22 protein-coding genes and 1 tRNA gene are annotated in these 26826 nt (G+C 70.9%); 9 read left to right on the top strand and 14 right to left on the bottom strand.

What is annotated here, in order from left to right; translation table 11 throughout:
- The first annotated feature begins 267 nt into the window (after positions 1-267).
- From ACFYXV_RS27335 to ACFYXV_RS27315, 5 genes are all read left to right on the top strand, one after another.
- Positions 268-1503, top strand: coding sequence for a branched-chain amino acid ABC transporter substrate-binding protein (locus ACFYXV_RS27335; RefSeq protein ID WP_383347276.1), 1236 nt, complete (start codon positions 268-270; stop codon positions 1501-1503).
- A 111-nt stretch (positions 1504-1614) separates the two neighbouring features.
- Positions 1615-2547 carry a branched-chain amino acid ABC transporter permease gene (locus tag ACFYXV_RS27330; protein WP_030155821.1) on the top strand — a complete coding sequence of 311 codons (933 nt, stop codon included), beginning with the start codon at positions 1615-1617 and terminating at the stop codon, positions 2545-2547.
- A gap of 5 nt (positions 2548-2552) precedes the next feature.
- The gene (locus ACFYXV_RS27325; RefSeq protein ID WP_389384278.1) at positions 2553-4286 is read left to right on the top strand and encodes a branched-chain amino acid ABC transporter permease; all 1734 of its coding nucleotides are present in this window, start codon (positions 2553-2555) and stop codon (positions 4284-4286) included.
- A 5-nt stretch (positions 4287-4291) separates the two neighbouring features.
- Positions 4292-5371, top strand: coding sequence for an ABC transporter ATP-binding protein (locus ACFYXV_RS27320; protein ID WP_389384277.1), 1080 nt, complete (start codon positions 4292-4294; stop codon positions 5369-5371).
- Positions 5368-6084, top strand: a complete 717-nt coding sequence (locus tag ACFYXV_RS27315; protein WP_048477793.1) for an ABC transporter ATP-binding protein — start codon at positions 5368-5370, stop codon at positions 6082-6084. Before ACFYXV_RS27320 ends, ACFYXV_RS27315 begins: the two co-directional genes overlap by 4 nt.
- Before the next feature lie 77 nt (positions 6085-6161).
- On the opposite strand, the gene ACFYXV_RS27310 is transcribed toward ACFYXV_RS27315, so the two are convergent.
- On the bottom strand, positions 6162-6812 hold the full coding sequence (locus tag ACFYXV_RS27310; protein ID WP_030155829.1) for an ANTAR domain-containing response regulator: 651 nt from the start codon (positions 6810-6812) through the stop codon (positions 6162-6164).
- 92 nt (positions 6813-6904) lie between these two features.
- On the opposite strand from ACFYXV_RS27310, the gene ACFYXV_RS27305 reads away from it, so the two are divergent.
- Both ACFYXV_RS27305 and ACFYXV_RS27300 read left to right on the top strand, forming a co-directional pair.
- A tRNA-Leu gene (locus ACFYXV_RS27305) sits at positions 6905-6987 on the top strand.
- A gap of 85 nt (positions 6988-7072) precedes the next feature.
- Complete coding sequence (locus tag ACFYXV_RS27300) at positions 7073-7849, top strand: helix-turn-helix domain-containing protein (protein WP_389384276.1); 777 nt, start codon at positions 7073-7075, stop codon at positions 7847-7849.
- A 67-nt stretch (positions 7850-7916) separates the two neighbouring features.
- On the opposite strand, the gene pyk is transcribed toward ACFYXV_RS27300, so the two are convergent.
- The 4 genes from pyk to ACFYXV_RS27280 form a co-directional block, all read right to left on the bottom strand.
- On the bottom strand, positions 7917-9344 hold the full coding sequence (gene pyk, locus ACFYXV_RS27295) for a pyruvate kinase (RefSeq protein ID WP_385475358.1): 1428 nt from the start codon (positions 9342-9344) through the stop codon (positions 7917-7919).
- A gap of 151 nt (positions 9345-9495) precedes the next feature.
- Complete coding sequence (locus ACFYXV_RS27290; protein WP_389384275.1) at positions 9496-10023, bottom strand: GNAT family N-acetyltransferase; 528 nt, start codon at positions 10021-10023, stop codon at positions 9496-9498.
- Positions 10020-10718, bottom strand: coding sequence for an SIMPL domain-containing protein (locus ACFYXV_RS27285; protein ID WP_385475354.1), 699 nt, complete (start codon positions 10716-10718; stop codon positions 10020-10022). The genes ACFYXV_RS27290 and ACFYXV_RS27285 overlap by 4 nt, the downstream gene beginning before the upstream one ends.
- Positions 10719-10908: 190 nt before the next feature.
- On the bottom strand, positions 10909-12171 hold the full coding sequence (locus tag ACFYXV_RS27280) for a ricin-type beta-trefoil lectin domain protein (RefSeq protein WP_389384274.1): 1263 nt from the start codon (positions 12169-12171) through the stop codon (positions 10909-10911).
- Positions 12172-12343: 172 nt separating this feature from the next.
- Between ACFYXV_RS27280 and ACFYXV_RS27275 the strand changes: the two genes are divergently transcribed.
- On the top strand, positions 12344-14155 hold the full coding sequence (locus tag ACFYXV_RS27275) for a bifunctional metallophosphatase/5'-nucleotidase (protein ID WP_389384273.1): 1812 nt from the start codon (positions 12344-12346) through the stop codon (positions 14153-14155).
- Between the two features lie 76 nt (positions 14156-14231).
- Here ACFYXV_RS27275 and ACFYXV_RS27270 read toward each other — a convergent pair whose 3' ends face one another.
- The 8 genes from ACFYXV_RS27270 to ACFYXV_RS27235 form a co-directional block, all read right to left on the bottom strand.
- Positions 14232-15401: an ALF repeat-containing protein gene (locus ACFYXV_RS27270; protein ID WP_389384272.1), complete on the bottom strand. Its 1170-nt coding sequence runs from the start codon at positions 15399-15401 to the stop codon at positions 14232-14234.
- Between the two features lie 140 nt (positions 15402-15541).
- Positions 15542-16951, bottom strand: coding sequence for a lysine N(6)-hydroxylase/L-ornithine N(5)-oxygenase family protein (locus ACFYXV_RS27265; RefSeq protein ID WP_385475347.1), 1410 nt, complete (start codon positions 16949-16951; stop codon positions 15542-15544).
- The gene (locus tag ACFYXV_RS27260) at positions 16948-18369 is read right to left on the bottom strand and encodes a pyridoxal phosphate-dependent decarboxylase family protein (protein WP_389384271.1); all 1422 of its coding nucleotides are present in this window, start codon (positions 18367-18369) and stop codon (positions 16948-16950) included. The genes ACFYXV_RS27265 and ACFYXV_RS27260 overlap by 4 nt, the downstream gene beginning before the upstream one ends.
- Positions 18370-18639: 270 nt before the next feature.
- On the bottom strand, positions 18640-21174 hold the full coding sequence (pepN, locus tag ACFYXV_RS27255; protein WP_389384270.1) for an aminopeptidase N: 2535 nt from the start codon (positions 21172-21174) through the stop codon (positions 18640-18642).
- Between the two features lie 125 nt (positions 21175-21299).
- Positions 21300-21668 (bottom strand): chorismate mutase, encoded by a 369-nt coding sequence (locus ACFYXV_RS27250; protein ID WP_383350725.1) that lies wholly within the window; start codon positions 21666-21668, stop codon positions 21300-21302.
- 91 nt (positions 21669-21759) lie between these two features.
- Entirely contained in the window at positions 21760-22926 is a 1167-nt protein-coding gene (locus tag ACFYXV_RS27245; RefSeq protein ID WP_389384269.1) for a sensor histidine kinase, read from the bottom strand.
- A complete protein-coding gene (locus tag ACFYXV_RS27240) occupies positions 22923-23579 on the bottom strand; it encodes a response regulator (RefSeq protein WP_389384268.1) in 657 nt (218 codons plus the stop codon). The genes ACFYXV_RS27245 and ACFYXV_RS27240 overlap by 4 nt, the downstream gene beginning before the upstream one ends.
- Positions 23580-23775: 196 nt before the next feature.
- Positions 23776-24594 (bottom strand): serine protease, encoded by an 819-nt coding sequence (locus ACFYXV_RS27235; RefSeq protein ID WP_385476905.1) that lies wholly within the window; start codon positions 24592-24594, stop codon positions 23776-23778.
- 86 nt (positions 24595-24680) lie between these two features.
- Here ACFYXV_RS27235 and ACFYXV_RS27230 point away from each other — a divergent pair, with 86 nt between their 5' ends.
- A complete protein-coding gene (locus ACFYXV_RS27230) occupies positions 24681-25571 on the top strand; it encodes a hypothetical protein (protein ID WP_385476902.1) in 891 nt (296 codons plus the stop codon).
- A gap of 345 nt (positions 25572-25916) precedes the next feature.
- On the opposite strand, the gene ACFYXV_RS27225 is transcribed toward ACFYXV_RS27230, so the two are convergent.
- Complete coding sequence (locus ACFYXV_RS27225) at positions 25917-26825, bottom strand: SDR family oxidoreductase (RefSeq protein WP_383350715.1); 909 nt, start codon at positions 26823-26825, stop codon at positions 25917-25919.
- Between the last annotated feature and the right edge of the window lies 1 nt (position 26826).

The raw sequence follows: 26826 nt of genomic DNA, 5'->3' as shown, positions 1-26826 counted from the left end.
GGAACAGGGAATTCTCACCATGCGGACATTCCCCGAAGTAGCCAAACGCCCGAGTTGTCCGCACTCCGGCCACACATTCTTGGCCTCGGCATAACAAGACAGTCACATCATCCTTTCCCCGCTCCCCGCACTCGCCACCTCGGCCTAGAGTCACGGCCAGTCACCGCGCCGCAGGGCGCAACCCAGCACGGCCGTGGACATCCCAGTGCGGCCCGGCGACCCAACGGCACCTCATATGAGGGGGCCGCGCCAGGGAAAGGAAGAATCGTGCGACACCGTTCTCTGCTCGTCCTCACCACCGTGATCACCACGGGAGCACTGACCCTCACCGCTTGCGGTTCGCGCGACGAGGCGAAGGGCGGGGACAAGGCCGACGGCTCCAAGACCGTCGTCGTCATCGGCGTGGACGCCCCCCTCACCGGCTCGCTCTCCGCGCTCGGCCAGGGCATCAAGAACTCGGTGGACCTCGCGGCCAAGACGGCCAACAAGAACAACGAGGTCCCCGGCATCGAGTTCAAGGTCGAAGCCCTCGACGACCAGGCGGTCCCCGCCTCCGGCCAGGCCAACGCCACCAAGCTCGTCGGCAACAAGGACGTCGTCGGCGTCGTCGGCCCGCTGAACTCCGGCGTCGCGCAGCAGATGCAGGGCGTCTTCGCCTCCGCCAACCTCGCGCAGGTCTCGCCCGCCAACACCAACCCCGCGCTCAGCCAGGGCGACAACTGGGGCAAGGGCGAGTTCAAGCGCCCCTTCAAGACCTACTTCCGCACCGCCGCCACCGACGTGGTCCAGGGCAAGTTCGCCGCCCAGTACCTCTTCAAGGACGCCGGCAAGAAGAAGGTCTTCGTCGTCGACGACAAGCAGACCTACGGCGCCGGCCTCGCCGCGATCTTCTCCGACGAGTTCAAGAAGCTCGGCGGCGAGGTCGTCGGCACCGACCACGTCACCGTGAAGGAGACCGACTTCTCCTCCACCGCCGACAAGGTCAAGGCCTCCGGCGCCGACTCCGTCTACTTCGGCGGCCAGTACCCCGAGGGCGGCCTCCTCGCCGACCAGATCAAGAAGGCCGGAGCCAACATCCCGCTCATGGGCGGCGACGGCATCCAGGACCCCGCCTTCATCACCGCCTCCGGCGAGGCCAACGAGGGCGACCTCTCCACCTCGATCGGCTACCCGGTCGAGAAGCTGCCCACCGCCAAGACCTTCATCGCCGACTACCAGGCCGGCGGCTACAAGGACCCCTACGCGGCGTACGGCGGCTACTCCTACGACGCCGGCTGGTCCGTCGTCCAGGCGGTCAAGGCCGTCGTCGCCGCCAACGGCGGCAAGCTCCCCACCGACGCCCGCGCCAAGGTCGTCGAGGCCCTCGGCAAGGTGTCCTTCGAGGGCGTGACCGGCAAGGTCGCCTTCGACGAGTACGGCGACACCACCAACAAGCAGCTCACGGTCTACAAGGTCGAGGGCGGCAAGTGGATCGACGTCAAGAGCGACACGTTCAACCAGTAATCCCGTAGGACCCCCGCATCACCAGCCGCACCTGAACCAAACCCACCGCGCGAGGGCGCAACAGCGCCCTCGCGCGGAGTCTTATCCGACACGCTCATCGGAGGCCCTGCGGTGCACGAACTGCCGCAACAGCTGGCCAACGGCCTTGCCCTCGGTGCCCTTTATGGCCTCATAGCCATCGGGTACACCATGGTCTACGGCATCGTCCAGCTCATCAACTTCGCCCACGGCGAGATCTTCATGATCGGCGGCTTCGGCGCGCTCACCGCCTACGCCGCACTCCCGACCGGCACCTCCCTGCTGATCGCGATCCCCGTCATGATCGTCGGAGGCGCACTCGCCTCCGTCGCCGTAGCCACCGCAGCCGAACGCTTCGCGTACCGTCCCCTGCGCAGCGCTCCCCGGCTCGCCCCCCTCATCACCGCAATCGGCCTCTCGATCGCGCTCCAGCAGCTCGTCTGGCAGTTCTACCCGGATGCCAAGAAGGCCGTCAGCTTCCCCGAGTTCAAGGGCGAAGCCTTCAAGATCACCGACAGCCTGGCCATCCAGCGCGCGGACCTCTTCGTCCTCATCCTCGCCCCGCTCTGCATGCTCGCCCTCGGCATCTTCGTCCAGAAGAGCCGCAGCGGCCGCGCCATGCAGGCCACCGCGCAGGACCCCGACACCGCGAAGCTGATGGGCATCAACACCGACCGCATCATCGTCATGGCCTTCGCCATCGGTGCCGCGTTCGCCGCCGTCGCCGCCGTCGCCTACGGCCTCGACAAGGGCCAGATCAACTTCGAGATGGGCTTCATCCTCGGCCTCAAGGCCTTCACCGCAGCCGTCCTCGGCGGCATCGGCAACATCTACGGAGCCATGGTCGGCGGCGTCGTCCTCGGCCTCGCCGAAGCCCTGTCGATCGCCTACATCGAAGACATCCCCGGCATGTCGCAGCTCGGCGGTGGAGCCTGGTCCAACGTCTGGGCGTTCGTACTCCTCATCGTCGTCCTCCTCGTGCGGCCACAAGGCCTGCTCGGTGAGCGCGTCGCGGATCGGGCGTGAGAACCATGACCAACGAAGCAACCCTCCCGCTCGAAGGCGAAGCCAGCGTCAGCGCCGGCCTCTCCCGCACCGCACTCCGCTACGGGATCATCGGCGGAAGCCTGCTGACCGTCGTCAGCGCCTTCCTCGCCTGGACCTGGACCTCCGAGTTCCCCGGTGACCTCACCTACTACGGCAGCCCGGCCCCCATCCAGTTCGTCAGCCTCGCCGGCGCCGTCCTCACCCTCCTCTACGCGCTCTCCGCGCTCGGCGTGAAGGGCCTCGGCTGGCTCGCCCCCACGGGCTCCCGCAAGGCCATCCAGTTCCTGGCCTTCGGCAACTTCCTGGCCACCGGATTCACGGTCGTCGCCATCACCGTCGTACTCGGCGGCGTCGTCCACCTCGAACCCGGCGCCTACGCCGCCTTCGTGGGCTCGCTCATCCCGGCCCTGCTCTCCCTCAAGCTCACCGACGACAGCCACAAGGCGGCCCCCGCCAAGAAGCTGCCCTCCTGGGCCGAGATCCTCATCATCGTCGGCGTCTTCGCCCTCGGCCTCTACGTCGTCACCTACGGCATCGACACCGACGACAAGGAGCCCCAGCTCTTCGTCGCCTACCTGATCACCGTCGGCGCCGCGGCCCTCGCCCTGCTCAAGTCGGGACTCCTCGACCGGTTCAGCGCCATCACCGCGAAGAACCGCCAGGTCACCCTGATCGGCAGCGCGGCCGCCGCGATCACCTTCCCGTTCATCCAGCAGAGCGGCGACACGTACACGCTCATCGCGGTGAACATCCTGATCTTCGCGACCGTCGCCCTCGGCCTCAACGTCGTCGTCGGCCTCGCCGGCCTCCTCGACCTCGGTTACGTCGCCTTCCTCGGCGTCGGCGCCTACGCCGCGGCCCTGGTCTCCGGAAGCACCGCCTCCGCCTTCGGCTTCCAGCTCCCCTTCTGGGCAGCGGTCATCGTCGGCGCCCTCGCCTCGCTCATCTTCGGCGTGGTCATCGGAGCCCCGACCCTGCGCCTGCGCGGCGACTACCTCGCCATCGTCACCCTCGGCTTCGGAGAAATCTTCCGCATCGCCATGGGCAACCTCGACGGCACCTCCGGCCCGGACATCACCAACGGCCCCAACGGCATCCCCAACATCCCCCACCTCGAACTCTTCGGGTGGAACTTCGGGGAGTCGCACAACGTCGGCGGCATCGTCCTCGGCGCCTACGCCAACTACTACTTCCTGATGCTGCTCGTGATGGCGCTCGTCATCCTGGTCTTCGCCCGCGCCGGCAACAGCCGGATCGGCCGCGCCTGGGTCGCCATCCGCGAGGACGAGACCGCCGCCGAAGCCATGGGCATCAACGGCTTCAAGGTCAAGCTCATCGCCTTCGCCCTCGGCGCCACCCTCGCCGGCCTCGCCGGCACGGTGCAGGCACACGTCAACAGCACGGTCGTCCCCGAGAACTACGTCTTCGCCGGGCCCGTCCCGCCGAACTCCGCGTTCCTCCTCGCCGCCGTCATCCTCGGCGGCATGGGCACCATCCGCGGCCCCATCCTCGGCGCCGCACTGCTGTTCCTGATCCCGGCGAAGCTGGCCTTCCTCCAGGACTACCAGCTCCTCGCCTTCGGCATCGCCCTCATCCTGCTCATGCGCTTCCGCCCCGAAGGCCTCATCGCCAACAAGCGCGCCCAGCTCGAATACCACGACGACGAGACGACTGACCAGGCCCCCGCGGACCTGGCCACCGCCAAGGCGGGTGCGTGAACACCATGACCACCACCACAGACACCACCACCACGGCGACCACCGTCCTCGAAGCCAGCGGCGTCACCATGCGCTTCGGCGGCCTCACCGCCGTCAAGGGCGTGGACCTCAAGGTCAACGCGGGCGAGATCGTCGGTCTCATCGGCCCCAACGGCGCCGGCAAGACCACCTTCTTCAACTGCCTCACCGGGCTGTACGTCCCCACCGAGGGCACCGTCAGCTACAAGGGCACGGTCCTGCCGCCCAAGCCGCACCTGGTCACCAGCGCCGGCATCGCCCGCACCTTCCAGAACATCCGGCTCTTCCACAACATGACCGTGCTGGAGAACGTCCTCGTCGGACGCCACACCCGCACCAAGGAAGGCCTCTGGTCCGCCCTCCTGCGCGGCCCCGGCTTCAAGAAGGCCGAAGCCGCCAGCGAGGCACGGGCGATGGAGCTCCTGGAGTTCATCGGCCTGGAGAAGAAGGCCCAGCACCTCGCCAAGAACCTCCCCTACGGCGAGCAGCGCAAGCTGGAGATCGCCCGCGCACTCGCCAGCGACCCCGGCCTCATCCTCCTGGACGAGCCCACCGCCGGCATGAACCCGCAGGAGACCCGCGCGGCCGAAGAGCTCATCTTCGCCATCCGGGACATGGGCATCGCCGTACTCGTCATCGAGCACGACATGCGCTTCATCTTCAACCTCTGCGACCGCGTCGCCTGCCTCGTCCAGGGCGAGAAGCTCATCGAGGGCACCGCGGCCGAGGTCCAGGGCGACGAACGCGTCATCGCCGCCTACCTCGGAGAGCCCTTCGAGGGCGACCCGGGCGCGGCCGAGGACGCCGCGGTCGAAGCCGCCGAGCAGAACGCGGCGGCCGAAACCGAGGCGGAGGCGGAGTCCGAGGCACCGGCAGAAGCCGAGGCCGAGGCACCGGCGGCAGCCGAGGCCGAGGCACCGGCGGCAGCCGAAACCGACGCGGCTCCGGACACCGAGCCGGCCACCGAGCCGGCCACGGACGCCGAACCGGCGGCGGACGCCGAACCGGCCGCCGACTCGTCCGCCGACTCGGACAGCACCACCAGCACGGACGGAGAGGCCAAGTGACCGCACTGCTCGAGGTCAAGGACCTCAAGGTCGCCTACGGCAAGATCGAAGCCGTCAAGGGCATCTCGTTCGAGGTCAACGAGGGCGAAATCGTCTGCCTCGTCGGCACCAACGGCGCCGGCAAGACCACCACCCTGCGCACCCTCTCGGGCCTCCTCAAGCCCGTCGGCGGCACCGTCACCTTCGACGGCAAGCCGCTCGCACAGGTCCCCGCCCACAAGATCGTCTCCCTGGGCCTCGCCCACTCCCCCGAGGGACGCCACATCTTCCCCCGGCTGACGATCGCCGAAAACCTCCAGCTCGGCGCCTTCCTGCGCACCGACAAAGAGGGCATCGAAAAGGACGTCGAGCGCGCCTACGAGATGTTCCCCATCCTGGGCGAACGCCGAAAGCAGGCCGCCGGCACCCTCTCGGGCGGCGAACAGCAGATGCTCGCCATGGGCCGGGCCCTCATGTCCCGCCCCAAGCTGCTCATGCTGGACGAGCCCTCCATGGGCCTCTCCCCCCTCATGATGCAGAAGATCATGGCGACCATCGCCGAACTCAAGGCCACCGGGACCACCATCCTGCTCGTCGAGCAGAACGCCCAGGCCGCCCTCTCGCTGGCCGACCAGGCCCACGTGATGGAGATCGGCAAGATCGTGCTCAGCGGCTCCGGCCAGGAGCTCCTGCACAACGAGGACGTCCGCAAGGCCTACCTCGGCGAGGACTGAGCTCCCCCGTACACGCGTGAGGCCCGCCACCGGAAACGGTGGCGGGCCTCACGCGTACGTACGCACGTACGCACGAACTACTTCGCGGCGTTCTTCTTCTCCTCGGCGTCCTCGATGACCGCCTCCGCGACCTGCTGCATCGACATGCGGCGGTCCATCGACGTCTTCTGGATCCACCGGAACGCGGCCGGCTCGGTCAGCCCGTACTGCGTCTGCAGGATGCTCTTGGCCCGGTCCACGAGCTTGCGCGTCTCCAGCCGGAGCGAGAGGTCCGCGACCTCCTTCTCCAGCGCCTTCAGCTCCGCGAACCGCGACACGGCCATCTCGATGGCCGGCACGACGTCGCTCTTGCTGAACGGCTTCACCAGGTACGCCATGGCCCCGGCGTCCCGCGCCCGCTCGACGAGGTCGCGCTGCGAGAACGCGGTGAGCATCAGTACGGGGGCGATGGACTCCTCCGCGATCTTCTCGGCCGCGGAGATCCCGTCCAGGACGGGCATCTTCACGTCCAGGATGACCAGGTCCGGCCGGTGCTCCCGGGCCAGCTCGACGGCCGTCTGCCCGTCCCCGGCCTCGCCGACCACGGAGTAGCCCTCCTCTTCGAGCATCTCCTTGAGGTCGAGACGGATGAGCGCCTCGTCCTCGGCGATGACGACGCGCGTCGTCAGCGGCGGAACGTGCGACTGGTCGGCGTCGGGCGTGGGCGTCGACTCGTGCTCGGCGGTCACGATGGCTCCTCGGTGCGGGGCGGTGCTGCTTGGATGAGCCTACCTAGCTGAAGTCGAGGATGGTCACCGGGTACACTCCGACCAGCAACCTTGCCGGGTTGGCGGAATGGCAGACGCTGATGTCTCAAACACATCTGTCCGAAAGGACGTGCGGGTTCGAATCCCGCACCCGGTACCTGTCCGAAAAGCGGACGTTCACCTTCGCGTGAACGTTCGCTTTTTGCTACGCACGGCCATGAGCGGTGACACACAGTTGACTCATGGAGTTCCACAGCCTCGAAATACGGCAAGCGGCCCTCTCCCTCCTGCGCGGCGGAACCAAGAACGCCGACGTGGCCCGACAGCTGAACGTACCCCTCGGCACAATCGGCTACTGGAAGCACAAGGACCGAGCCAAACGTGGCGAGTGCCCGGGCCAACGCGCGCGCGACTGCGCTCGGTGTGACGGTGTGCCTCTGGACCGTCTTGCCTACGCGTACCTTCTGGGCCTCTATTTGGGCGACGGCCATATCAGCCGCTACTCCGGTCACCGAACCTGGAGCCTCATGATCACCCTGGACGACCACTGGCCCGGCATCCAGGACGAGGCGGAGGCGGCGCTCAAGGCGGTGTTCCCCCTCCATGCGACGTGCCGGGTCCGCGTAAAGGGGGCCCACAACATCAAGGTCTACTCGACCCACCTGCCCTGCATGTTCCCGCAGCACGGCCCCGGCAGGAAACACGAGCGCGCCATAGCCCTGGCGCCCTGGCAGCAAGAGATCGTGGATCAGCACCCCTGGGAGTTCGTCCGGGGTTTGATCCACTCCGACGGATGCCGGTTGACCAACTGGACCGTGCGCAACGGGAAACGGTACGAGTACCCCCGCTACTGGTTCACCAACGTCTCCGACGACATCCGGAGGCTGTTCACGGACACGCTCGATCGACTCGGAGTCGTCTGGACGAACTGCACGCGCCATGGGCAGCCGTACAACGTCTCCGTCGCCCGCAAGGCCTCCGTAGCCCTCATGGACGCGCACGTCAGGCCGAAGTACTAGGCGGCGCGGGCCGCAGGCCGTGGCCGCGTCGGGCGGGACGGGGCCCGACGCGGGGTGAGGCGCAGCGTCAGCGGACCGGGTCTCCGATGTGGTGGACGCGGACCAGGTTGGTGGAGCCGGTGACTCCGGGGGGCGAGCCGGCGGTGATGACGACGACGTCGCCGCGTACGCAGCGGCCGATGCGCAGGAGTTCTTCCTCGACCTGGGCGACCATGGCGTCGGTGGAGTCGACGTGGGGGCCCAGGAACGTTTCGACGCCCCAGGTGAGGTTGAGCTGGGAGCGGGTGGCGGGGTCGGGGGTGAAGGCGAGGAGGGGGATGGGTGAGCGGTAGCGGGAGAGGCGGCGGACGGTGTCGCCGCTCTGGGTGAAGGCGACGAGGAACTTGGCGCCGAGGAAGTCGCCCATTTCGGCGGCTGCGCGGGCGACGGCTCCGCCCTGGGTGCGGGGTTTGCTGCGTTCGGTGAGCGGGGGCAGGCCCTTGGCGAGGATGTCCTCTTCGGCGGCTTCGACGATGCGGGACATCGTCTTGACCGTCTCGATGGGGTATTTGCCGACGCTGGTCTCGCCGGACAGCATGACGGCGTCGGTGCCGTCGATGATGGCGTTGGCCACGTCGGAGGCTTCGGCGCGCGTGGGCCGGGAGTTGTCGATCATCGAGTCGAGCATCTGGGTCGCGACGATGACGGGCTTGGCGTTGCGCTTGGCCAGTTTGACGGCGCGCTTCTGGACGATGGGGACCTGTTCGAGGGGCATTTCGACGCCGAGGTCGCCGCGGGCGACCATGATGCCGTCGAAGGCGGCGACGATGTCGTCGATGTTTTCGACGGCTTGCGGCTTTTCGATCTTCGCGATGACGGGGAGGCGGCGGCCTTCCTCGTCCATGATGCGGTGGACGTCTTCGATGTCTCGGCCGCTGCGGACGAAGGAGAGGGCGATGACGTCGGCGCCGGTGCGCAGGGCCCAGCGGAGGTCGTCGATGTCCTTTTCGGAGAGGGCGGGGACGGAGACGGCGACGCCGGGGAGGTTGAGTCCCTTGTGGTCGGAGACCATGCCGCCTTCGATGACGAGGGTCTGGACGCGGGGGCCGTCGACTCCGGTGACTTCGAGGGTGACGCGGCCGTCGTCGACGAGGATGCGTTCGCCGGTGGTGACGTCGGCGGCGAGGCCCTTGTAGGTGGTTCCGCAGGTGTGGCGGTCGCCTTCGAGGTCTTCGACGGTGATGGTGAATTCGTCGCCGCGTTCAAGGAGTACGGGGCCTTCGGCGAATCGGCCGAGGCGGATCTTCGGGCCTTGAAGGTCTGCGAGGACCCCGACGCTGCGGCCGGTTTCGTCGGAGGCTTTGCGTACGCGCTGGTAGCGCTCCTCGTGTTCGGCGTAGGTGCCGTGGCTGAGGTTGAGGCGGGCGATGTCCATTCCGGCTTCGACCAGGGCTTTGATCTGGTCGTATGAGTCGGTGGCGGGGCCCAGGGTACATACGATTTTTGCTCGGCGCATGGGGCGAGCGTATGCCCCTACCAGGCAGTAGGAAATTGGTTCCGGGTGTCCACTCAACAACCTTTGGGCGAAAGGTTGTTGACAAATGTTGAATGTGCATGGGGGTGCTCTGATGAGCACCCCCGGGGGTATGCCGGTGCGCGTTTTTCGATCAGTTCGCGGGGGTCAGCGGGCGCTCGTGGCGGATGCCGGGACGGCCGTCGACGGTCATGGCTTCCACCTGGGTGAATCCGTTGTGTCGGAGCACGGTGAGGGAGCCGGGGTTGTCGAGGGTGGTGACGGCGGTGAGCCGGACGAGCCCGTACGCGGTCTGCGCGACGCGGCAGATTTCGGCGACGGCGGCTGTGGCCAGGCCGCGGCCGGCGGCGTTTTCCGCGATGCGGTAGCCGAGTTCGGCGCTGCCGTCCTCGATGTCCAGGAGGTTGACGCGGCCCGCCAGGTCGCCCTCGCGGGTGATGAGGACGTGGAAGCGGGACAGGCCGGTCTCCTGCTCGGCGAGCAGGGCGCGGTGGCGGTCGGCGAACTCGGTGAAGTAGGCGTCGCCTCGGTCGGGGACGGTACGGGCGAAGTAGGCGCGGTTGCGGCGTTCGAAGTCGAGGAGGGCGGGGGCGTGGTCGGCGCGCAGGGGCTGCAGCGTCCAGGCGCGGGTGCCCCCGGGGTCCGGGGCGGGGGTGTTCACAGCTGGGGCGGGGTCATGGTGAATCGGGCGTTGACCTGGGCGTACACGGTTTGGCGCTGGGGTTCGAGGTCGAGGGGCGGGGCGGTTTCCTCGGAGGCGCTGAAGGCCATGGTGCGCATGCCGCCGCCGGGGGCGGGCGGGTAGGCGGGGGCGTTTTCGGCGCCGAGGTCGGCGAGTTCGACGAGGGCGGCGAGTTGGGCGCCGAGGGCGCCGGCGTATTCGCGGGCGCGCTGGACGGCTTCGAGTACGGCTTGGCGGCGGGCTTCGCCGTGGGCGGGTGAGGTGGGGCGCAGGGCCCACCAGGGGCCGTCGACGCTGGTGAGTTCGAGGTCGGCGAGGCGGGTGGTGAGTTCACCGAGGGCGGTGAAGTCGCTGAGTTCGGCGGTGACGTGGACGCGTCCGTGGTAGGCGCGGATGCGTTCGGCGCGGCCGTGGCGGGTGAGTTCGGGGTTGATGGAGAAGGCGCCGGTTTCGAGTTTTTCGACGGCGTCGCCGTAGCTCTTGACGAGGTCGAGGACGGTGTTGTTGCGGCGGGTGAGGTCTTCGAGTGCGGTGCGCCGGTCGGTGCCGCGGGCGGTGACGGTGATGCCGATGCGGGCGATTTCGGGGTCGACTTCGAGGCGGGCTTCGCCGCGTACGGCGAGGCGGGGGACTTCGGGGGTTCCGTAGGGCTGGGGTGCGGAGTCCTGGGTCATGGTTTCACTGTCGCATTGTCTTCGGGGCTGTGGCGTGTGGGTGTTGCCAGCGCGTCGCGGCGGCCGGGCGTGGAGCGGCGGCCGGGCGTGGAGCGGCGGCGAGACGGGGCGTGGCGGGTGGGGCGGGGCGGATCGTGCCGGGCCCGCGCCGGTCGGCGCGGGCCCGGCACGGTCCGGGGAGGGGCACCCTCTAGTTCGGTAGGTTCCACTTCTGGTTGGGGGCGCCGCCGCAGGTCCATATCTGCAGGCGGGTCGCGTTGGCCGGGTTGTTGCCGGTGACGTCGAGGCACTTGTCGGCCTGCGGGTTGACGATGTCGCGGGCGGCGGGCAGGGCCCAGCGTTGTGCGGGGGTGCCGTTGCAGTCGTAGAGCTGTACGGGGGTGCCGTCGGCGGTGCCCCCGCTCGTCACGTCGAGGCATTTGCCGAGGGCTCGCAGGGTTCCGTCGGCGGCGAGGGTCCATTGCTGGGCGGGGGTGCCGTTGCAGTCGTACAGCTGGACGGGGGTGCCGTTGGCGGTGTTCGCGCCGGCGACGTCGACGCATTTGCCGGCGAGGCCGGTGATCGGGCCGGTGCGGCCGGTTCCGGTGTCGGAGGTGGTGACCCGTACGTGGTCGACGACGAGCTGCTGGGGGAAGCTCGTGCCGGCGTCGGGGTCGCCGGGCCAGTAGCCGCCGACGGCGAGGTTGAGGATGAGGAAGAACGGCTTGTTGAAGGCCCAGGTGCGGCCGCCGAGGTCGGCGGGGGTGCGGCGCTGGTAGACGGTGCCGTCGACGGACCAGGTGATGGAGTCGGGGGCCCAGTCGACGGCGAAGGTGTGGAAGGCGTCGGCGAAGGCCTGGCCGGCGGGGAGGGTGTGGGCGGCGCCGATGCCGCCGGAGCCGGAGTATCCGGGTCCGTGGATGGTTCCGTGGATGGTGGAGGGTTCGAATCCGACGTTCTCCATGACGTCGATCTCGCCGGAGTTCGGCCAGCCGACCTGGCCGATGTCGTTGCCGAGCATCCAGAACGCGGGCCACATTCCCTGGCCGCGCGGGACCTTGAGTCTGGTTTCGACGTGTCCGTAGGCCTGGGTGAAGCGGCCGGAGGTGTTGAGCCGGGCGGAGGTGTACTCGCACCGGCCGTACCAGCAGGTGTAGTCGGCGGGGTTCTCGCGGCGGGCGGTGATCACGAGGTGGCCTTGGCCGTCGAGGGCGGCGTTGCGGTTGCCCGCCGTGTAGTACTGGCGTTCGTGGTTGTTGACGTTGTCGCCGGTCTCGGTCTGCCATTTCCCGGGGTCGGCGGCCGCTCCGGCCGGGCCGTCGAATTCGTCGGAGAAGGTGGCTGCCGCGGCGGCCGCGGCTGCGGTCGTGGGGGGTTCCGCGGCGCCGGTGGGCGGGGCGGCGAGGCCGCTCCAGCAGAGCAGGGCGAGGGCGCCGAGCACGGTGCGGCGGCGCCAGGCGGTGCGCATGGGCATGACATCACATCACTTCACGTGGGGGGATTCACCTCAACTGCCTTAGTTCAATGCTTGATTGAAGGCTCATGCCGGTGGCGCGTCAAGACATCCGCACCGGGCGGGGGTGTTGCGCCTCGAACCCATCGGTCAGAATCTACGCGCGTTGTTCACGCCGATTAGGGGAGATGGCATGGCGTTCGACCGTAGGAAGTTTCTGGGCACTTCGGCCGCGACGGGTGCGGCCGTCGCGCTGACGGGGGCCGCCGGCACTCCGGCGGCCGCGGCCGAGGCGTCCGCGTCCGCGTCCGCGCAGCAGCGGCAGCAGACGTACTCGTTCACGGTGATGGGTACGACCGATCTGCACGGAAACGTTTTCAACTGGGACTACTTCACCGACAAGGAGTTCGACGACAAGGCGCACAACGACGTCGGCCTCGCGAAGATCTCGACGCTCGTGAACCAGGTGCGGGCGCAGAAGGGGCGCCGCAACACCCTGCTGATCGATGCCGGAGACACGATCCAGGGCACGCAGCTGTCGTACTACTACGCGAAGGTGGACCCGATCACCGCGCGGCGCGGGCCCGTGCACCCGATGGCGCAGGCGATGAACTCGATCGGCTACGACGCGGCGGCGCTCGGGAACCACGAGTTCAACTACGGCATCCCGGTGCTCCGCAAGTTCGAGGAGCAGTGCGACTTCCCGCTGCTCGGGGCGAACGCGCTGGACGCCAAGACGCTGCGCCCGGCATTCGCGCCGTACAGCATGCACAAGCTGCGCACGCCCTGCGGTCGGGACGTGAAGGTGGCGGTGCTGGGGCTGACGAACCCGGGCATCGCCATCTGGGACAAGGCGAACGTCCAGGGCAAGATGACCTTCCCCGGTCTGGAGGAGCAGGCGGCGAAGTACGTGCCCAAGCTGCGCTCCATGGGCGCCGACGTGGTGATCGTGTCCGCGCACTCCGGTTCGAGCGGCACGTCCTCGTACGGCGACCAGCTGCCGTACATCGAGAACGCGGCGGGTCTGGTGGCGGAGCAGGTGCCGGGGATCGACGCGATCCTGGTCGGGCACGCGCACACGGAGATCCCCGAGTACCGGGTGAAGAACAAGGCGACCGGCAAGGACGTGGTCCTGTCGGAGCCGCTGAAGTGGGGGCAGCGCCTGACGCTGTTCGACTTCGAACTGACCTGGTCGAAGGGCTGCTGGTCGGTGGCGAAGGTGTCGGCGCAGGTGCTGAACTCCAACACGGTCGCCGAGGACCCGAAGATCACCCGGCTGCTCTCGGACGAGCACCGCAAGGTCGTGGCGTACGTCAATCAGGTGATCGGCACGTCGACGCAGGCGATGTCCTCGGCGGAGGGCCCGGTCAAGGACGTCGCGATCATCGACCTGATCAGCCACGTGCAGGCGGAGACGGTGAAGGGTGCGCTGGCCGGTACGGAGTGGGCGGCGCTGCCGGTGCTGTCGCAGGCGTCGTGCTTCTCCCGGACGGCCGCGATACCGGCCGGGCAGGTGACGATCAAGGACGCGGCGGGCCTGTACCCGTTCGAGAACACCCTTGAGGCGCGGCTGCTGACGGGTGCGCAGCTGAAGGACTACCTGGAGTTCTCGGCGCGGTACTACGTGCAGACGGCGGCGGGCGCGCCGGTGGACCCGGCGAAGCTGACGAACGCCGAGAACATCCCGGACTACAACTACGACGCCGTGTACGGGGTGACGTACGACATCGACGTGGCGCAGCCGGCCGGTTCGCGGATCTCCGGGCTGTCGTTCCAGGGCAAGCCGGTGGATCCGGCGGCGCGGTTCGTGCTGGCGGTGAACAACTACCGGGCGTCGGGCGGGGGGAACTTCCCGCACGTGCCGCAGGCCAAGCAGCTGTGGGCGAACTCGGAGGAGATCCGCAACACGATCATCCAGTGGGTGAAGGCGAAGGGCACGATCGACCCGGCGCAGTTCGCTTCCGTGGACTGGAAGCTGACCCGTGCGGGGGTTGCCGTGTTCTAGGGACGACGCCCCCTGGCCCGGGCGGGGTGGCCGGCCGTGTGTGTCGCGGCCGGCCGCCCCGGTGGTGCGGGTCCGGTCAGCCTTCGGCGCCGGCGCGGCGCATCCGGGCGGCGAGCAGCAGTCCGGCGCCGGCGATGAGGGCGGTGCCCGCGCCGCCCGCGATCAGGGTCGTGTGGTCGCCCGCGCCGGTGGTGGCGAGGGGGGCGCCGCTCCGGCCCTGGGCGGTGGTGGCGGTGTTGCCGGTGGTCGTGGCGCCGGTACCGGAGCCCGTACCGGAACCGTCGCCCTGTTCCTGGCCGTCCTTGCCGTCCTTGCCGTCCTTGCCGGGGGTGGGCTTCTCCTTGTCCTTGGCGGCCTTGTCCTTGGCGCGGGCCTCGTGCTGGCCCGTCTTGAGGAACTCGGCCCGGTCCGCGGCGGTGCCCGCGAGCGCGGCGCGGCCGGCCTTGACGAGTTCCGGACCGCCGCCGTCGATGATCTTGGCGATGGTGACGCGGTTGTCCTGGTCGCGCAGCTCGTACTGGGTCACTTCCAGGAAGTGGCGCAGCTCGGCCGGGGTGGGCGATCCGTTCATGAGCTTGCTGATCGCCTCGCTGAGGATCGGGCCGTCCCAGCTTTCGTCGATGCGGGCCAGCTCGACCAGGTCGTCCGAGGCCTGGGCGAGGAAGCGGCCGGTCTTCAGGAACCGGGTGCGGTCGGCGGGGGTGCCCTTCAGCGCCTTCTTGCCGGCTTCCTTCACGGCCGGGCCGCCGGTGCCGATCAGTCGGGAGATCTCGACCTTGTTGTCGTCGTCGCGCAGCTCGTGCTGGGTGACGTCGTAGAAGTGGCGCAGCTTTTCGATGGTGTCGCCGTCGTCGAGGACCTTGTTGATGCCCGTCTTCAGGCCGGGTCCGGCGTCCGGGAGGAGGCGGAGGATCGCGATGCGGTAGTCGTCCATGCGGATCTTGTGCTGGTCGACTTCGATGAACTTCCGCATGGCCTGCGGGCCGTCGGCGATGGCCTTGCGGCCGGCGTTCTGCATGTACTCGCTGGCCATCGGGTCGGCGATGATCGCGAGGATGGTCTTTCGGTCCTCTTCGGCCTGGTCGGGCGCGGTGTGGTCGGGCACGGCCTGGTCGGGTGCGGTGGGCGCCGGCTGCTTGCCGGCGGCCGGGGCCTCGGAGCCGGCGGCGAGCGCCGGTGAGGCCATGAGGACGGCCGGAGCAAGGGCGGCGGTGGTCACCGCTGCGGCGATCCGGGAAAACTTCACAGACAAAACCCCCTGGAAACGTTTCTTCGGCAGAAGAGACGTTCGGCCTGTGCTGATGGTTGTACCGGCAACGTTCCCGCCCCGAGTGGCGGCCTCGCGGCGTGCGGGGGCGGGGTTCGGTCACCGGACGGCGGGCCCGCTCAGGGGTGGTCGACGAGGGGGCGGAGTTCGCCCGCCGGGCGGGGGCGGGTGTGCTCCCGCTGTTCGAGGCCGAAGGTGGTGAAGGCCGTGCGGGCGGGCTGCGGGTAGGGCTCCTTGCCGGTGAGGGTGTTCAGGATGGCGGCGCTGCGCCAGGCGGCGAGTCCGAGGTCGGGGGCTCCGACGCCGTGGCTGTGGCGTTCGCCGTTCTGGACGAAAATGCTGCCGGTGACGCTGGGGTCGAGGAGCATGCGGTGGCGTTCGTCGATCCGGGGCCGGCCGGAGGAGTCCTTGCGCAGGTAGGGGTCGAGGCCGGCGAGGAGGTTGGTGAGCGGGCGCTCGCGGTAGCCGGTGGCGAGGACGACCGCGTCGGTGGTGAGCCGGGAGCGGGTGCCCTGCTGGGCGTGGTCGAGGTGGAGCTCGACCTTGGTGGTGGCGACGCGGCCGGCGGTGCGGACGCTGACGCCGGGGGTCAGGACCGTGTCGGGCCAGCCTCCGTCGAGGGTGCGCCGGTAGAGCTCCTCGTGGATGGCGGCGATGGTGCCGGCGTCGATGCCCTTGTGGAGCTGCCACTGCGCGGGGACGAGCTGGTCGCGTACGGGTTCGGGCAGGGCGTGGAAGTAGCGGGTGTAGTCGGGCGTGAAGTGTTCGAGGCCGAGCTTCGAGTACTCCATGGGCGCGAAGGACGGCGTACGGGCGAGCCAGGTGAGGCGTTCGCGGCCGGCGGGGCGGGAGCGGAGCAGGTCGAGGAAGACCTCGGCTCCGGACTGGCCGGATCCGATGACCGTGACGTGTTCGGCGCCGAGGATGCGCTGCCGGTTGTCGAGGTAGTCGGCGGAGTGGATGACGGGGACGGTCGGGGCGTCGGCGAGGGGGCGCAGCGGTTCGGGGACGTAGGGGGCGGTGCCGATGCCGAGGGCGAGGTTGCGGGTGTGGGTGCGGCCGAGGGCCACGGCTTCGCCGTCGGTGTCGAGCTGGGTGTAGTCGACTTCGAAGAGGTCGCGTTCGGGGTTCCAGCGGACGGCGTCGACCTGGTGGCCGAAGTGGAGTCCGGGCAGGCGTCCGGCGACCCAGCGGCAGTAGGCGTCGTACTCGGCGCGCTGGATGTGGAACTGCTCGGCGAAGTAGAAGGGGAAGAGCCTTTCCTTGTGCCGGAGGTAGTTGAGGAAGGTCCAGGGGCTGGTGGGGTTGGCGAGGGTGACGAGGTCGGCGAGGAAGGGGACTTGGAGGGTGGTCCCGTCGATGAGCAGCCCGGGGTGCCAGCGGAAGTCGTGGCGCTGGTCGTAGAAGGCGGTGGCGAGTTCGCCGGCTCCCTGGTCCGGGAGGCCCTGGGCGAGGGCTGCGAGGGACAGGTTGAAGGGGCCGATGCCGATTCCGACGAGGTCGTGGGGTGCATCGAGCTGGGCGGTCATCGGTGGCTGCTGCCTTCCAGGAGGGTGACGAGGAGGTCCAGGTCCCGTGGGGTGGTGTGGGGGTTGAGCAGGGTGGCCTTGAGCCAGAGGCGGCCGTCGGCGGTGGCGCGGCCGAGTACGGCGTGGCCCGCGTGCAGGAGGGTGCGGCGCAGGGCGGCGAGGTCGGTGTCGTCCGTGTCGGTGGGGCGGAAGAGGACGGTGCTGATGGTGGGGGGTGCGTGGAGTTCGAAGCGGGGGTGTGCGTCGAGGAGGCGGGCGAGGTGGTGGGCGAGTTCGCAGGTGCGGTCGATGAGCCGGGCGAGGCCGTCGCGGCCCAGTGAGCGCAGGGTGACCGCGATCTTGAGAGCGTCGGGGCGGCGGGTGGTGCGCAGGGAGCGGCCGAGGAGGTCGGGCAGGCCCGCTTCGGTGTCGTCGGGGGCGTTGAGGTAGTCGGCCTGGTGGGCGAGGGGGGCCAGCAGGGCGGTGTCGGGGACGGCGAGGAGGCCCGCGGCCACGGGCTGCCAGCCGAGTTTGTGCAGGTCGATGGTGAGGGAGCGGGCGCGGGCCAGGCCTGCGAGGCGGGGGCGGTGGCGGGGGCTGAGGGCGAGGAGGCCGCCGTACGCGGCGTCGATGTGGAGGTCGGCGCCGTGGCGCTCGCACAGGTCGGCGATGGGTTCGAGGGGGTCGATGAGCCCGGCGTCGGTGGTGCCGGCGGTCGCGGTGACGAGGACCGGTCCGGTGGTGGCGGCGAGGGCCTCGGCGAGGCGGGCCGGGTCGAGGGTGCCGGTGGGGGTGGGCAGGGAGGTGGTGGTGGGCAGGCCGAGGAGCCAGGCGGCGCGGGGGACGGAGTGGTGGGCGTTGGCGCCGTGGAGGACGGTCAGGCCCGGTCCGTGGCGTTCGCGGGCGAGGAGCAGGGCGAGTTGGTTGGCTTCGGTGCCGCCGGTGGTGACGAGGGCGTCGGGGCGGGGGGTGTCGTAGAACTCGCGGGCGAGGGCCCGGGTGAGGAGGGCTTCGATCGTGGAGGCGGCGGGGGCCTGGTCCCAGGAGTCGAGGGAGGGGTTCAGGGCGGAGGCGGCGAGGTCGGCGGCGGCCGCGACGGCGAGGGGCGGGCCGTGCAGGTGGGCGGCGCACAGGGGGTCGGCGGGGTCGGCGGCGCCCGCGGCGAGGGTGTGGACGAGGGTCCGCAGCGCCTCGTGGTCCCCGTGGCCCTTTTCGGGGAGTACGTCGCCCAGCGCGGCGGTGACGCGGGCCGCGAGGGCGTCGGGGCCGCCGGCCGGGATCGGCCCGCGGCGCTCCCCGGCTCCGCTGTGCAGGGCTTCGAGGACGGTGTCGAGGAGGGGCCGCAGGGCTTCGGGGCCGGGGCGGCCGCCGGCGAGCGGGTGCGCGGGGGGTTCGGGCGGCGCGGGGGGTGGGGGCGGGGTGCCGGGCGGCGCGGTCATGCGGTGTCCTCACGGGAACGGGTCTGCGGCAGGGGGCCGGCCCTGTCGTGGGGTGCCTGGCGGCGGGCGCTGCTGCGGTGACAGCCTGGGGGCCCGACCTGTACAACGATCAGACCCGAGTGGGGTAACCGCCGTGGTTTGTCCACTTGTCGTTCCTCGTGCGGCGGCGGTCGGTGGCCGTCGGCGGCCGTCGGCGGCTCCCGGGAACGCGGCCGGCCGCCGTCCCCGCCGGTGGGGGCGGGGACGGCGGCCGGGTGGAGCGGGATCTCGTCAGGCGCGGGCGCGGTCGCGGACGCGCAGGGCCCGGGCCAGGTCGTCGAGCTGGTCGACCAGCTTGCGGCGCAGGGCGGGGACGAGGGCGGGGTCGTCGAGGGCGGCCTGCCCGGCCCCGAGGTTGTCCTCGTCGACGGCGTGGCCGGGGAAGGCGTAGCGTCCGGCGGCTTCGGCGATCGCGGGGCCGCGGCGGGCTCCGAGGGCGATGGCCTCGGTGTAGAAGCGCGGTACGTACTCCCTTACGAGTTCGGCCTGTTCGGGCTGCCAGAAGCCCTGGGCGGTGGCGCTGAAGAGGTAGTTGGAGAGGGAGTCGTCGCGGAAGAGGCGCTCCCAGGCGGCGGCCTTGGCCTCTGCGGTCGGGAGCGCGGCCCGGCAGCGGGCGGCGCCCTCCTGGCCGGTGGCGCTGGGGTCGGCGGCGAGCGCCGCGTCGATCTCGCGCTCCCCCACGGCTCCGAGGACGGACAGCCGGGCGAGGATGCGCCAGCGCAGCTCGGGGTCGAGTTCGGGGCCGCCGGGCACGGTGTCGTCCTCCAGCCAGGCGGTGAGGGTGTCGGGCTGGGTGGCGGCGTCGATGTGGGCGCGTACGGCGGAGAGCCGCAGCCCGGGGTCGGATCCGTCCTCGGTGCGCCGCAGCAGGGCGCGGGCGAGGGAGGTGAGGGTGGCGAGGGCTTCGGTGCGGTCCTCGGGGGCGAGGTAGCGGTCGGCGATGTGGAGGCGGGCGAAGGCGAGGACGCCCTGGACGATGGCCAGGTCGGCTTCCTCGGGCAGGTGCGCCTCGGCGGTGGCCAGGTAGGCGGCGGGTTCGAGTTCGCCGTCGCGGACCATGTCGCGCAGGGAGTTCCAGACCACGGCCCGGGTGAGGGCGCCCGGGATGGCGGACAGTTGGCGCAGGGCGGTCTCGACGGAGGTTTCGTCGAGGCGGACCTTGGCGTAGCCGAAGTCGCCGTCGTTGAGGAGGAGCAGGGCCGGGCGGGGGCCGCTGAAGGAGAGGATCTCGTCGGAGGGGACGTCGACGGTGAGGAGTTCGCGGGGCTCCAGGGTGGCGTCGGGTTCCCGCTCGTAGAGGCCGACGCCGATGTGGTGGGGGCGGGTGCCCCGGTGGTCGACGGTGAGGGTCCAGCCGCCGTGGCTCTCCTCGACGCGGGGGCTGAGGGTGTCGATGCCGGTGGTGCGCAGCCAGATCTCGGCCCAGGCGTGGACGTCGCGGTCGGTGTGGGCGGCGAGGGAGTCGACGAAGTCGGCGAGGGAGGCGTTGGCGAACTTGTGGCGGCTGAAGTGGGTGTTGATGCCGGCGAGGAAGTCCTTCTCGCCGAGCCAGGCGACGAGTTGGCGCAGGGCGGAGGCGCCCTTGGCGTAGGAGATGCCGTCGAAGTTGAGGAGGGCGCTGGCAGTGTCGGGCACGGCGTCGGGGTCGGGGGCGACGGGGTGGGTGGTGGGGCGCTGGTCGGCGTCGTAGCCCCAGGATTTGCGGGTGACGCCGAATTCGGTCCAGGTGCCGGTGAAGCGGGTGGCTTCGGTGAGGGTCTGGTAGCCCATGTACTCGGCGAAGGACTCGTTCAGCCAGATGTCGTCCCACCAGCGGAGGGTGACGAGGTCGCCGAACCACATGTGGGCCATTTCGTGGGCGATGACCATGGCGCGGGTCTGGCGTTCGGTGTCGGTGACGGCGGAGCGGAAGACGAACTCGTCGCGGAAGGTGACCAGGCCCGGGTTCTCCATGGCGCCGGCGTTGAACTCGGGGACGAAGGCCTGGTCGTAGGAGTCGAAGGGGTAGGGCTCGGAGAACTTCTGGTGGTAGCGGTCGTAGCAGTCGGTGGTGATGGAGAGGATTTCGTCGGCGTCGGCGTCGAGGTGGGGGGCCAGCGAGCGGCGGCAGTGGATGCCGAAGGGCAGTCCGGCGTGTTCGGTGCGGATGCTGTGCCAGGGGCCGGCGGCGACGGCGGCGAGGTAGGTGGAGATGACGGGGGTGGGGGCGGACTTCCAGATGCCGGCGCCGTCCGTGTCGCGGTCGCCGGTGCGTTCGGTGATGCCGTTGGCGAGGACGGTCCAGTGGGCGGGGGCGGTGACGGTGAACTCGAAGACGGCCTTGAGGTCGGGCTGGTCGAAGGCCGGGAAGACGCGCTGGATGTCGTCCATGAACATCTGCGTGTAGACGTACGTCTCACCGTCCGCGGGGTCGGTGAAGCGGTGCAGGCCCTCGCCGGTGCGGGAGTAGCGCATGCGGGTGGCCAGGCGCAGCTCGTGGGGGCCTTCGCCGAGGCCGGTGAGGGCGAGGCGGTTGTCGGCGAGGTCGGCGGGATCGAGGGGGCTGCCGTCGAGTTCGGCGGAGTGCAGTTCGTCCGGTTTCAGCTCCACGAAGGTGTCCACGGAGGTGCCCGCGGGGGTGTCCGGGGCGGTGCGGGCGGTGAACCGGATGACGGTCGTGGACTCGAAGGTGTCTTCGCCGCCGGTGAGGTCGAGGGTGACGGCGTAGTGCTGGACGTCGATGAGCTGGGCTCGGAGCTGCGCTTCGTTGCGCGTCAGTGCGGGCATGGGGCCATGCTGCCCGACGGGCGGGCCCCGGTCGCAGCCTCCCCGTCCGCTCTCGGCCCGGGAGGTGCCGTCTCGATCGGGCCGGATCGGCCGCCGCGGGCCCGGCCCGATCGGCGGAGCTCCCCTTACTCCTCGCCGGCGGCGATCGTCTCGTGGTGGCGGATGACCTCGGCGATGATGAAGTTGAGGAGCTTCTCGGCGAACGCGGGGTCGAGTTTGGCGCTCTCTGCGAGCTGGCGCAGCCGTGCGATCTGGTTGGCCTCGCGGGTCGGGTCGGCCGGGGGCAGCTGGTGATTGGCCTTGAGGTGGCCGACCTGCTGGGTGCACTTGAAGCGCTCGGCGAGCATGTGGACCACGGCCGCGTCGATGTTGTCGATGCTGTCGCGCAGCCGGGCCAGCTCGGCGGCGACGGACTCGTCGATGCCTGCGGCTCCCTTCGCCGCGTCGTCGGCCGCTCCCGTGCCGGTGCCGTTGTCGAGGTCGCTGATGTTCATGATCCCGAGAATACGTGGCGTCGGCCGCCGGTACCTCGGGCGGTCGGTCCGTGAGACGCCTGTCTTGACTGCCGGAGGGAGGGGGCGCGGGCTACAGCGGGAGGACGGCCGTGACCAGCCATCCTCCTTCCGGGGCGGGGCCGGCGGTGAGGGAGCCGCCCAGGGCCTCGGCGCGTTCGGCCATGCCGACGAGGCCGTAGCCGCCGCCGCGGGCGGTTTCGGAGAGGCGGGCCGGGCGGCCCCCGTCGTCGGCGATGCGGATCTCCAGGCCGGCGGGGACGGTGCGCAGGCCGACGCGGACGGCGGTGGCGGTCGCGGCGTGTTTGGCCGTGTTGGTGAGGGCTTCGAGGACGATGCGGTGGGCGGTGGCGGCGACGTCGCCGGGGAGCCGCTGCGCCAGCCCTTCCTCCACGTACAGGGCGACGGGCGGCCCGGTGGCGGAGAACCGCTCCGTGAGCGTGCGGATGTCGGCGAGGCCGGCGACGGGGGCGGTGCCGGGGCGGCCGGCGCCGCCCGGTGAGCGGTCCTCGTTCTCGCGGAGGATCTTGACGAGGCGGCGCATGGAGCCGAGGGCCTCGTCCCCGGCGGTCTCGATGCGGCCGAAGATTTCGGCGGCCCGCTCGGCCGGGACCTGCGTGAAGCGGGCGGCGCGGGCCTCCACCACGATGCCGGTGACGTGGTGGGCCACGAGGTCGTGGAGCTCTCGGGCCAGCTCCAGGCGCTCCGCCGTTCGTACGGCGGCCAGCTCGCGCAACCGCTGGCCGGACTGCACGCGCAGCAGGAGCGAGTACGCGCCGACGACGACGGTCAGGACGGAGAACAGGAGCGTGAACCGGCCGGGGTCGGTGTCGCGGACGGGTACGGCCATGCAGCCGAGGCCGAGGAGGGGGCCGAGGACGGCGGCGGTGCGGACGGGGGCGCGCAGCAGTACCTGGGAGAGGAGCACGAGGAGGGCGATGGCCTCGCCGCCGCCCCAGACGACCAGGGGGTGGTCGCCGAAGATCAGCAGGAGGGTGACGGTCCAGGTGACGGCGGCGGCGAACCAGGCGCGGGCGAGCAGGGGGATGCGGGGCCAGGGCGCGGCGCTGAGGCAGACGAGGATGCCGGAGACCCATACGGCGGCGTGCGGGAGGCTGGGCTGGCGGGCGAGGACGACGCCCTCGAAGGTGACGAGGGCGAGCAGGACCAGGGAGAGGGTGAGCCGGATCCCGTCGGCGGTGTGGGGGTGGCGCCGGGCCCAGGAGGCGAGCGGGCTCACGTCGGGGGTGCGACCAGGCCGGATTCCCAGGCCCAGGCGGCGATCTCCACGCGGTTGCGGGCGTCGAGTTTGGTCTGGACGTTGGCCAGGTGGGTTTTGACCGTGGACAGGGAGACGAACAGTTCGCCCGCGATCTCGGCGTTCGTGCGGCCGCGGGCCACGCACCGTACGACGTCCTGTTCGCGCTCGGTCAGGGGCTCGGCGGGGCGGCGGGCGGCCTGGGCGGCGGAGGCCCGGGGGGCCATTTCGCGCAGCAGCCGTACGGTGATGGCGGGCGAGACGAGGGAGTCGCCGACGGCCGCCGCGCGGACGGCCTCAACCAGCATCGCGGGGCTGGCGTCTTTCAGGAGGAAGCCCGATGCTCCTCCGTGGAGCGCGGCGTGGACGTACTCGTCGAGGTCGAAGGTGGTGACGATCACGATGCGCGGACCGTCCCGGTCGGCGAGTCGCCGGGTGACTTCGAGCCCGTCCAGCTTCGGCATGCGGATGTCGAGGAGGAGGACGTCCGGCCGGTGTGCGGCGACGGCCGCGAGTGCGGCCTCGCCGTCGGGGGCGTCGGCGACGACCTCGATGTCCGGCTGGCTCTCGAGGATCATCCGGAATCCGGTCCTGACCATCTCCTGGTCGTCGGCGATGACCACTTTGATCGCCATGCGCTGCCTGCCCCACTGTCGCCCGCTGCCTGTGCCCTCCCATGGGACCGGCGGGTGCGTCGGCCCGCAACCGGGCGGGGCCGGGCCGGCGGGGCGGCGGCCGCGGGCCGCTGCGGCCGACCTTACGGACGTGCGGGGCCCGGGGCCTCGTCCTTCCGGCCCGGGTGGGCTCGGCCGGAAGGACGAGGCCCGGGGTTCAGAGGGTCGCGGCCGCGTTCTTGATGGCCGTGGCGAAGGTGGAGACCTCGGAGTAGACGCCGGGGAAGTTGGGCCGGGCGCAGCCCTCGCCCCAGCTGACGATGCCGACCTGGATCCAGGCGTTGTTGTTGTCGCGGCGGAACATCGGGCCGCCGGAGTCGCCCTGGCAGGTGTCGACGCCGCCCTGGGGCAGACCGGCGCAGATCTCGTCGCCGGGGACGAGGTCGCTGCCGTACGCGCTCTGACAGCTGGCGTCGGAGACGAACGGCACGGTGGCCTTCATGAGGTACCGCTGCTGGCCGCCGCCCTCGCGGGTGGCTCCCCAGCCGGCGACGGTGAAGGTGCCGTTGTCGAAGGCCTTGGTGTCGGCGATCTTGAGGGTGGGCAGGTTGATCGGCTTGGCGAGCTTGATGAGGGCCCAGTCCTTGCCCTTGCCGTTGTAGCCGGGGGCCTGGAGGACCTTGGTGGACTTGACCTTGATGGCGCTGGAGCTGTTGAGGTCGACGACTCCGGCGGTGGCGGTGATGGAGGTGTTGTTGCCGGAGCCGTTCACGCAGTGGGCCGCGGTGAGGACGATCTGCTGGGTGTAGAGGGCTCCGCCGCAGCCCATGGAGAGGCGGACCATGAAGGGGAACTCGCCCTGGGCGGCGCGGGTGCCGCCGACGACGGGGGCCTGGGAGGCGTTGGCCGCGCCGGGCTGGAGGCTGACGGCGGCGAGCGCCACGGCGCCGACGGCGAGGGTGCGCTTGAGGAGTGCGGCAAGGGTGGACAAGGTCAACACACTGCCTTTCGTGGGGGGTTGGGCCGTGCGCGTCATCGGGTGAATGACACGTACATGTCACACCCCTTTCCGACCGGACATCAAGAACGCCTTTTCGGACAATGTGCGGCCCCGGGGGCGTCATGACGCGAAACGGTCGGCGCGCCAGTCCCGTCGAGCACGGATTTCCGCATCTCGACACCGTCCGCGGCGCGATCACCGCCCTCTTCCGACGGCTCTCGTACGAGGGGATCCGCACCTACGACACCGGCTTCTCCCCCGCCGACGCCGCCTTCGGCGCCGACGAGGACCTCCACCTCGGAGCGCACCGCGTGGCCTCCGCGATCGTGCGCGCGCTGCGGCTGCCCGACGCCCGGATGGTGGTCTGCTTCCGGACGATGGAAGAGGCGGCCACCGTCGAACTGACCGCGGGACCCGAATACTTCATCGAGGTCAACGACCGCTTCCGCACCCACCGCCGCGATCTGGCCGCAGCCCTCGCCCACGAGGTCACGCACGTCCTGCTGCACCGGCTGGACCTGCGCTTCCCCGCCACCGCCGACAACGAGATCCTCACCGACACCGCGGCCGCCTACCTCGGGGCCGGCTGGCTGCTCCTCGACGCCTACCGCGAGGACGAGCTCACCCACCAGAAGCTCGGCTACCTCACCCCCGAGGAGTTCGGCTACGTCCTCGCCCGGCGCGACCTGCTGCTCGGCGAGGACCTGTCGGCCCGGTTCACCAGCCCCCAGGCGTACGAGGCGTACGTGCGCGGCCGCGCGCTCGCCGAGCGGGAGCTGCGCATGGCCCCCCTGGCGGCCGCGGACCGGGCCGGGAGGCGGCGTTACGCCCGGGACCGGCGGGCGGGCACCGCCGCGCCGGGGGCCCCGTACCGCTTCGAACGGGATCCGGCGGGGGGCGCGCGCGTGAGCTTCCCTTGCCCGGTGTGCGGGCAGCGGCTGCGGCTTCCCGTGCGCGGGCCGGTGCGCGCCCGGTGCGGGCTGTGCCGCACGGTGCTGGACTGCGACACCTGAGCGGGGGCCGGCCGCCGGACGGGCGCCGGACGGGCGCGGCGCGGGCGCCGGACGGGCGCGGCGCGGGCGCCGGACGGGCGCGGCGCGGGCGCCGGACGGGCGCGGCGCGGGCGCCGGACGGGCACGGGCCGGCGCCGGACGGGCGCGGCGCGGGCCGGAAGACCGGCCGCCGGGCCGAGAAGGGACAAGTTGTGGGGCTGAGAGCGGTTCAAAGCGCGACCGGCGTGGGTAGTCCTATCCCATCGCACGAGTGAAGGAACGGCCCCGACCCCCCCGCCAGGGGGCCGGGGCCGTTCCCGTGACCGGGACCGTGCGGGCCCGGGCCGGCCGCGCCCGCGCGAGCGGCTACTCCGCCCCGTAGACCGGGTGCGGGGGTTCGGATTCCGCGAGGAGTTTCGTCGCCGCCTCGCCCGCCTCGGTCGGCGTCCAGCGGGCTCCGCGGTCGGCCGTCGGGCCCGGGCGCCAGCCCTCCATCACCGTGATCCGGCCGCCCTCCGCCTCGAAGACCCTGCCCGTGACCCCCGCCGAGGCGTCCGAGCCCAGCCACACCACCAGCGGCGACACGTTCTCCGGGGCCATCGCGTCGAAGGCGCCCGCGCCCGGCTCCGCCATGCTCTCGGCGAACGTCTGCTCCGTCATCCGGGTCCGCGCCGCCGGGGCGATCGCGTTGACCTGGACCCCGTAGCGGGCCATCTCCGCCGCCGCGACCAGCGTCATGCCGAGGATCCCGGCCTTGGCCGCGCTGTAGTTGCCCTGCCCGACCGAGCCCAGCAGCCCGGCCCCCGAGGAGGTGTTGACCACCCGCGCCGCCACCGCCCGGCCCGCCTTGGCCTCCGCCCGCCAGTGCGCCGCCGCGTACTTCAGCGGCAGGAAGTGCCCCTTCAGGTGCACCCGCATCACCGCGTCCCAGTCCGCCTCCTCCAGGTTCACCAGCATCCGGTCCCGCAGGAACCCGGCGTTGTTGACCAGCGTGTCCAGCCGGCCGAACGCCGTCAGCGCCGCCCCGACCAGGGAGGACGCCCCCTCCGGGGAGGCGATGTCCTTGCCGTGGGCCACCGCCTGGCCGCCCAGCGCCCGGATCTCCGCGACCACCTGCCCGGCCGGGCTGTCCTCCCCCGGCTGCCCGTCGAGGCCCACCCCGAGGTCGTTGACCACGACCTTGGCCCCCTCCGCCGCGAACGCCAGCGCGTGGGCCCGGCCCAGCCCCCGACCGGCGCCCGTCACGATGACCACACGACCCTCGGCAAGTCCCATC

Origin of the sequence: Streptomyces sp. NPDC002181, assembly GCF_042890485.1 — a bacterium.
GTDB lineage: Bacteria > Actinomycetota > Actinomycetes > Streptomycetales > Streptomycetaceae > Streptomyces.
This window is presented reverse-complemented; position numbering and strand designations above follow the sequence as displayed.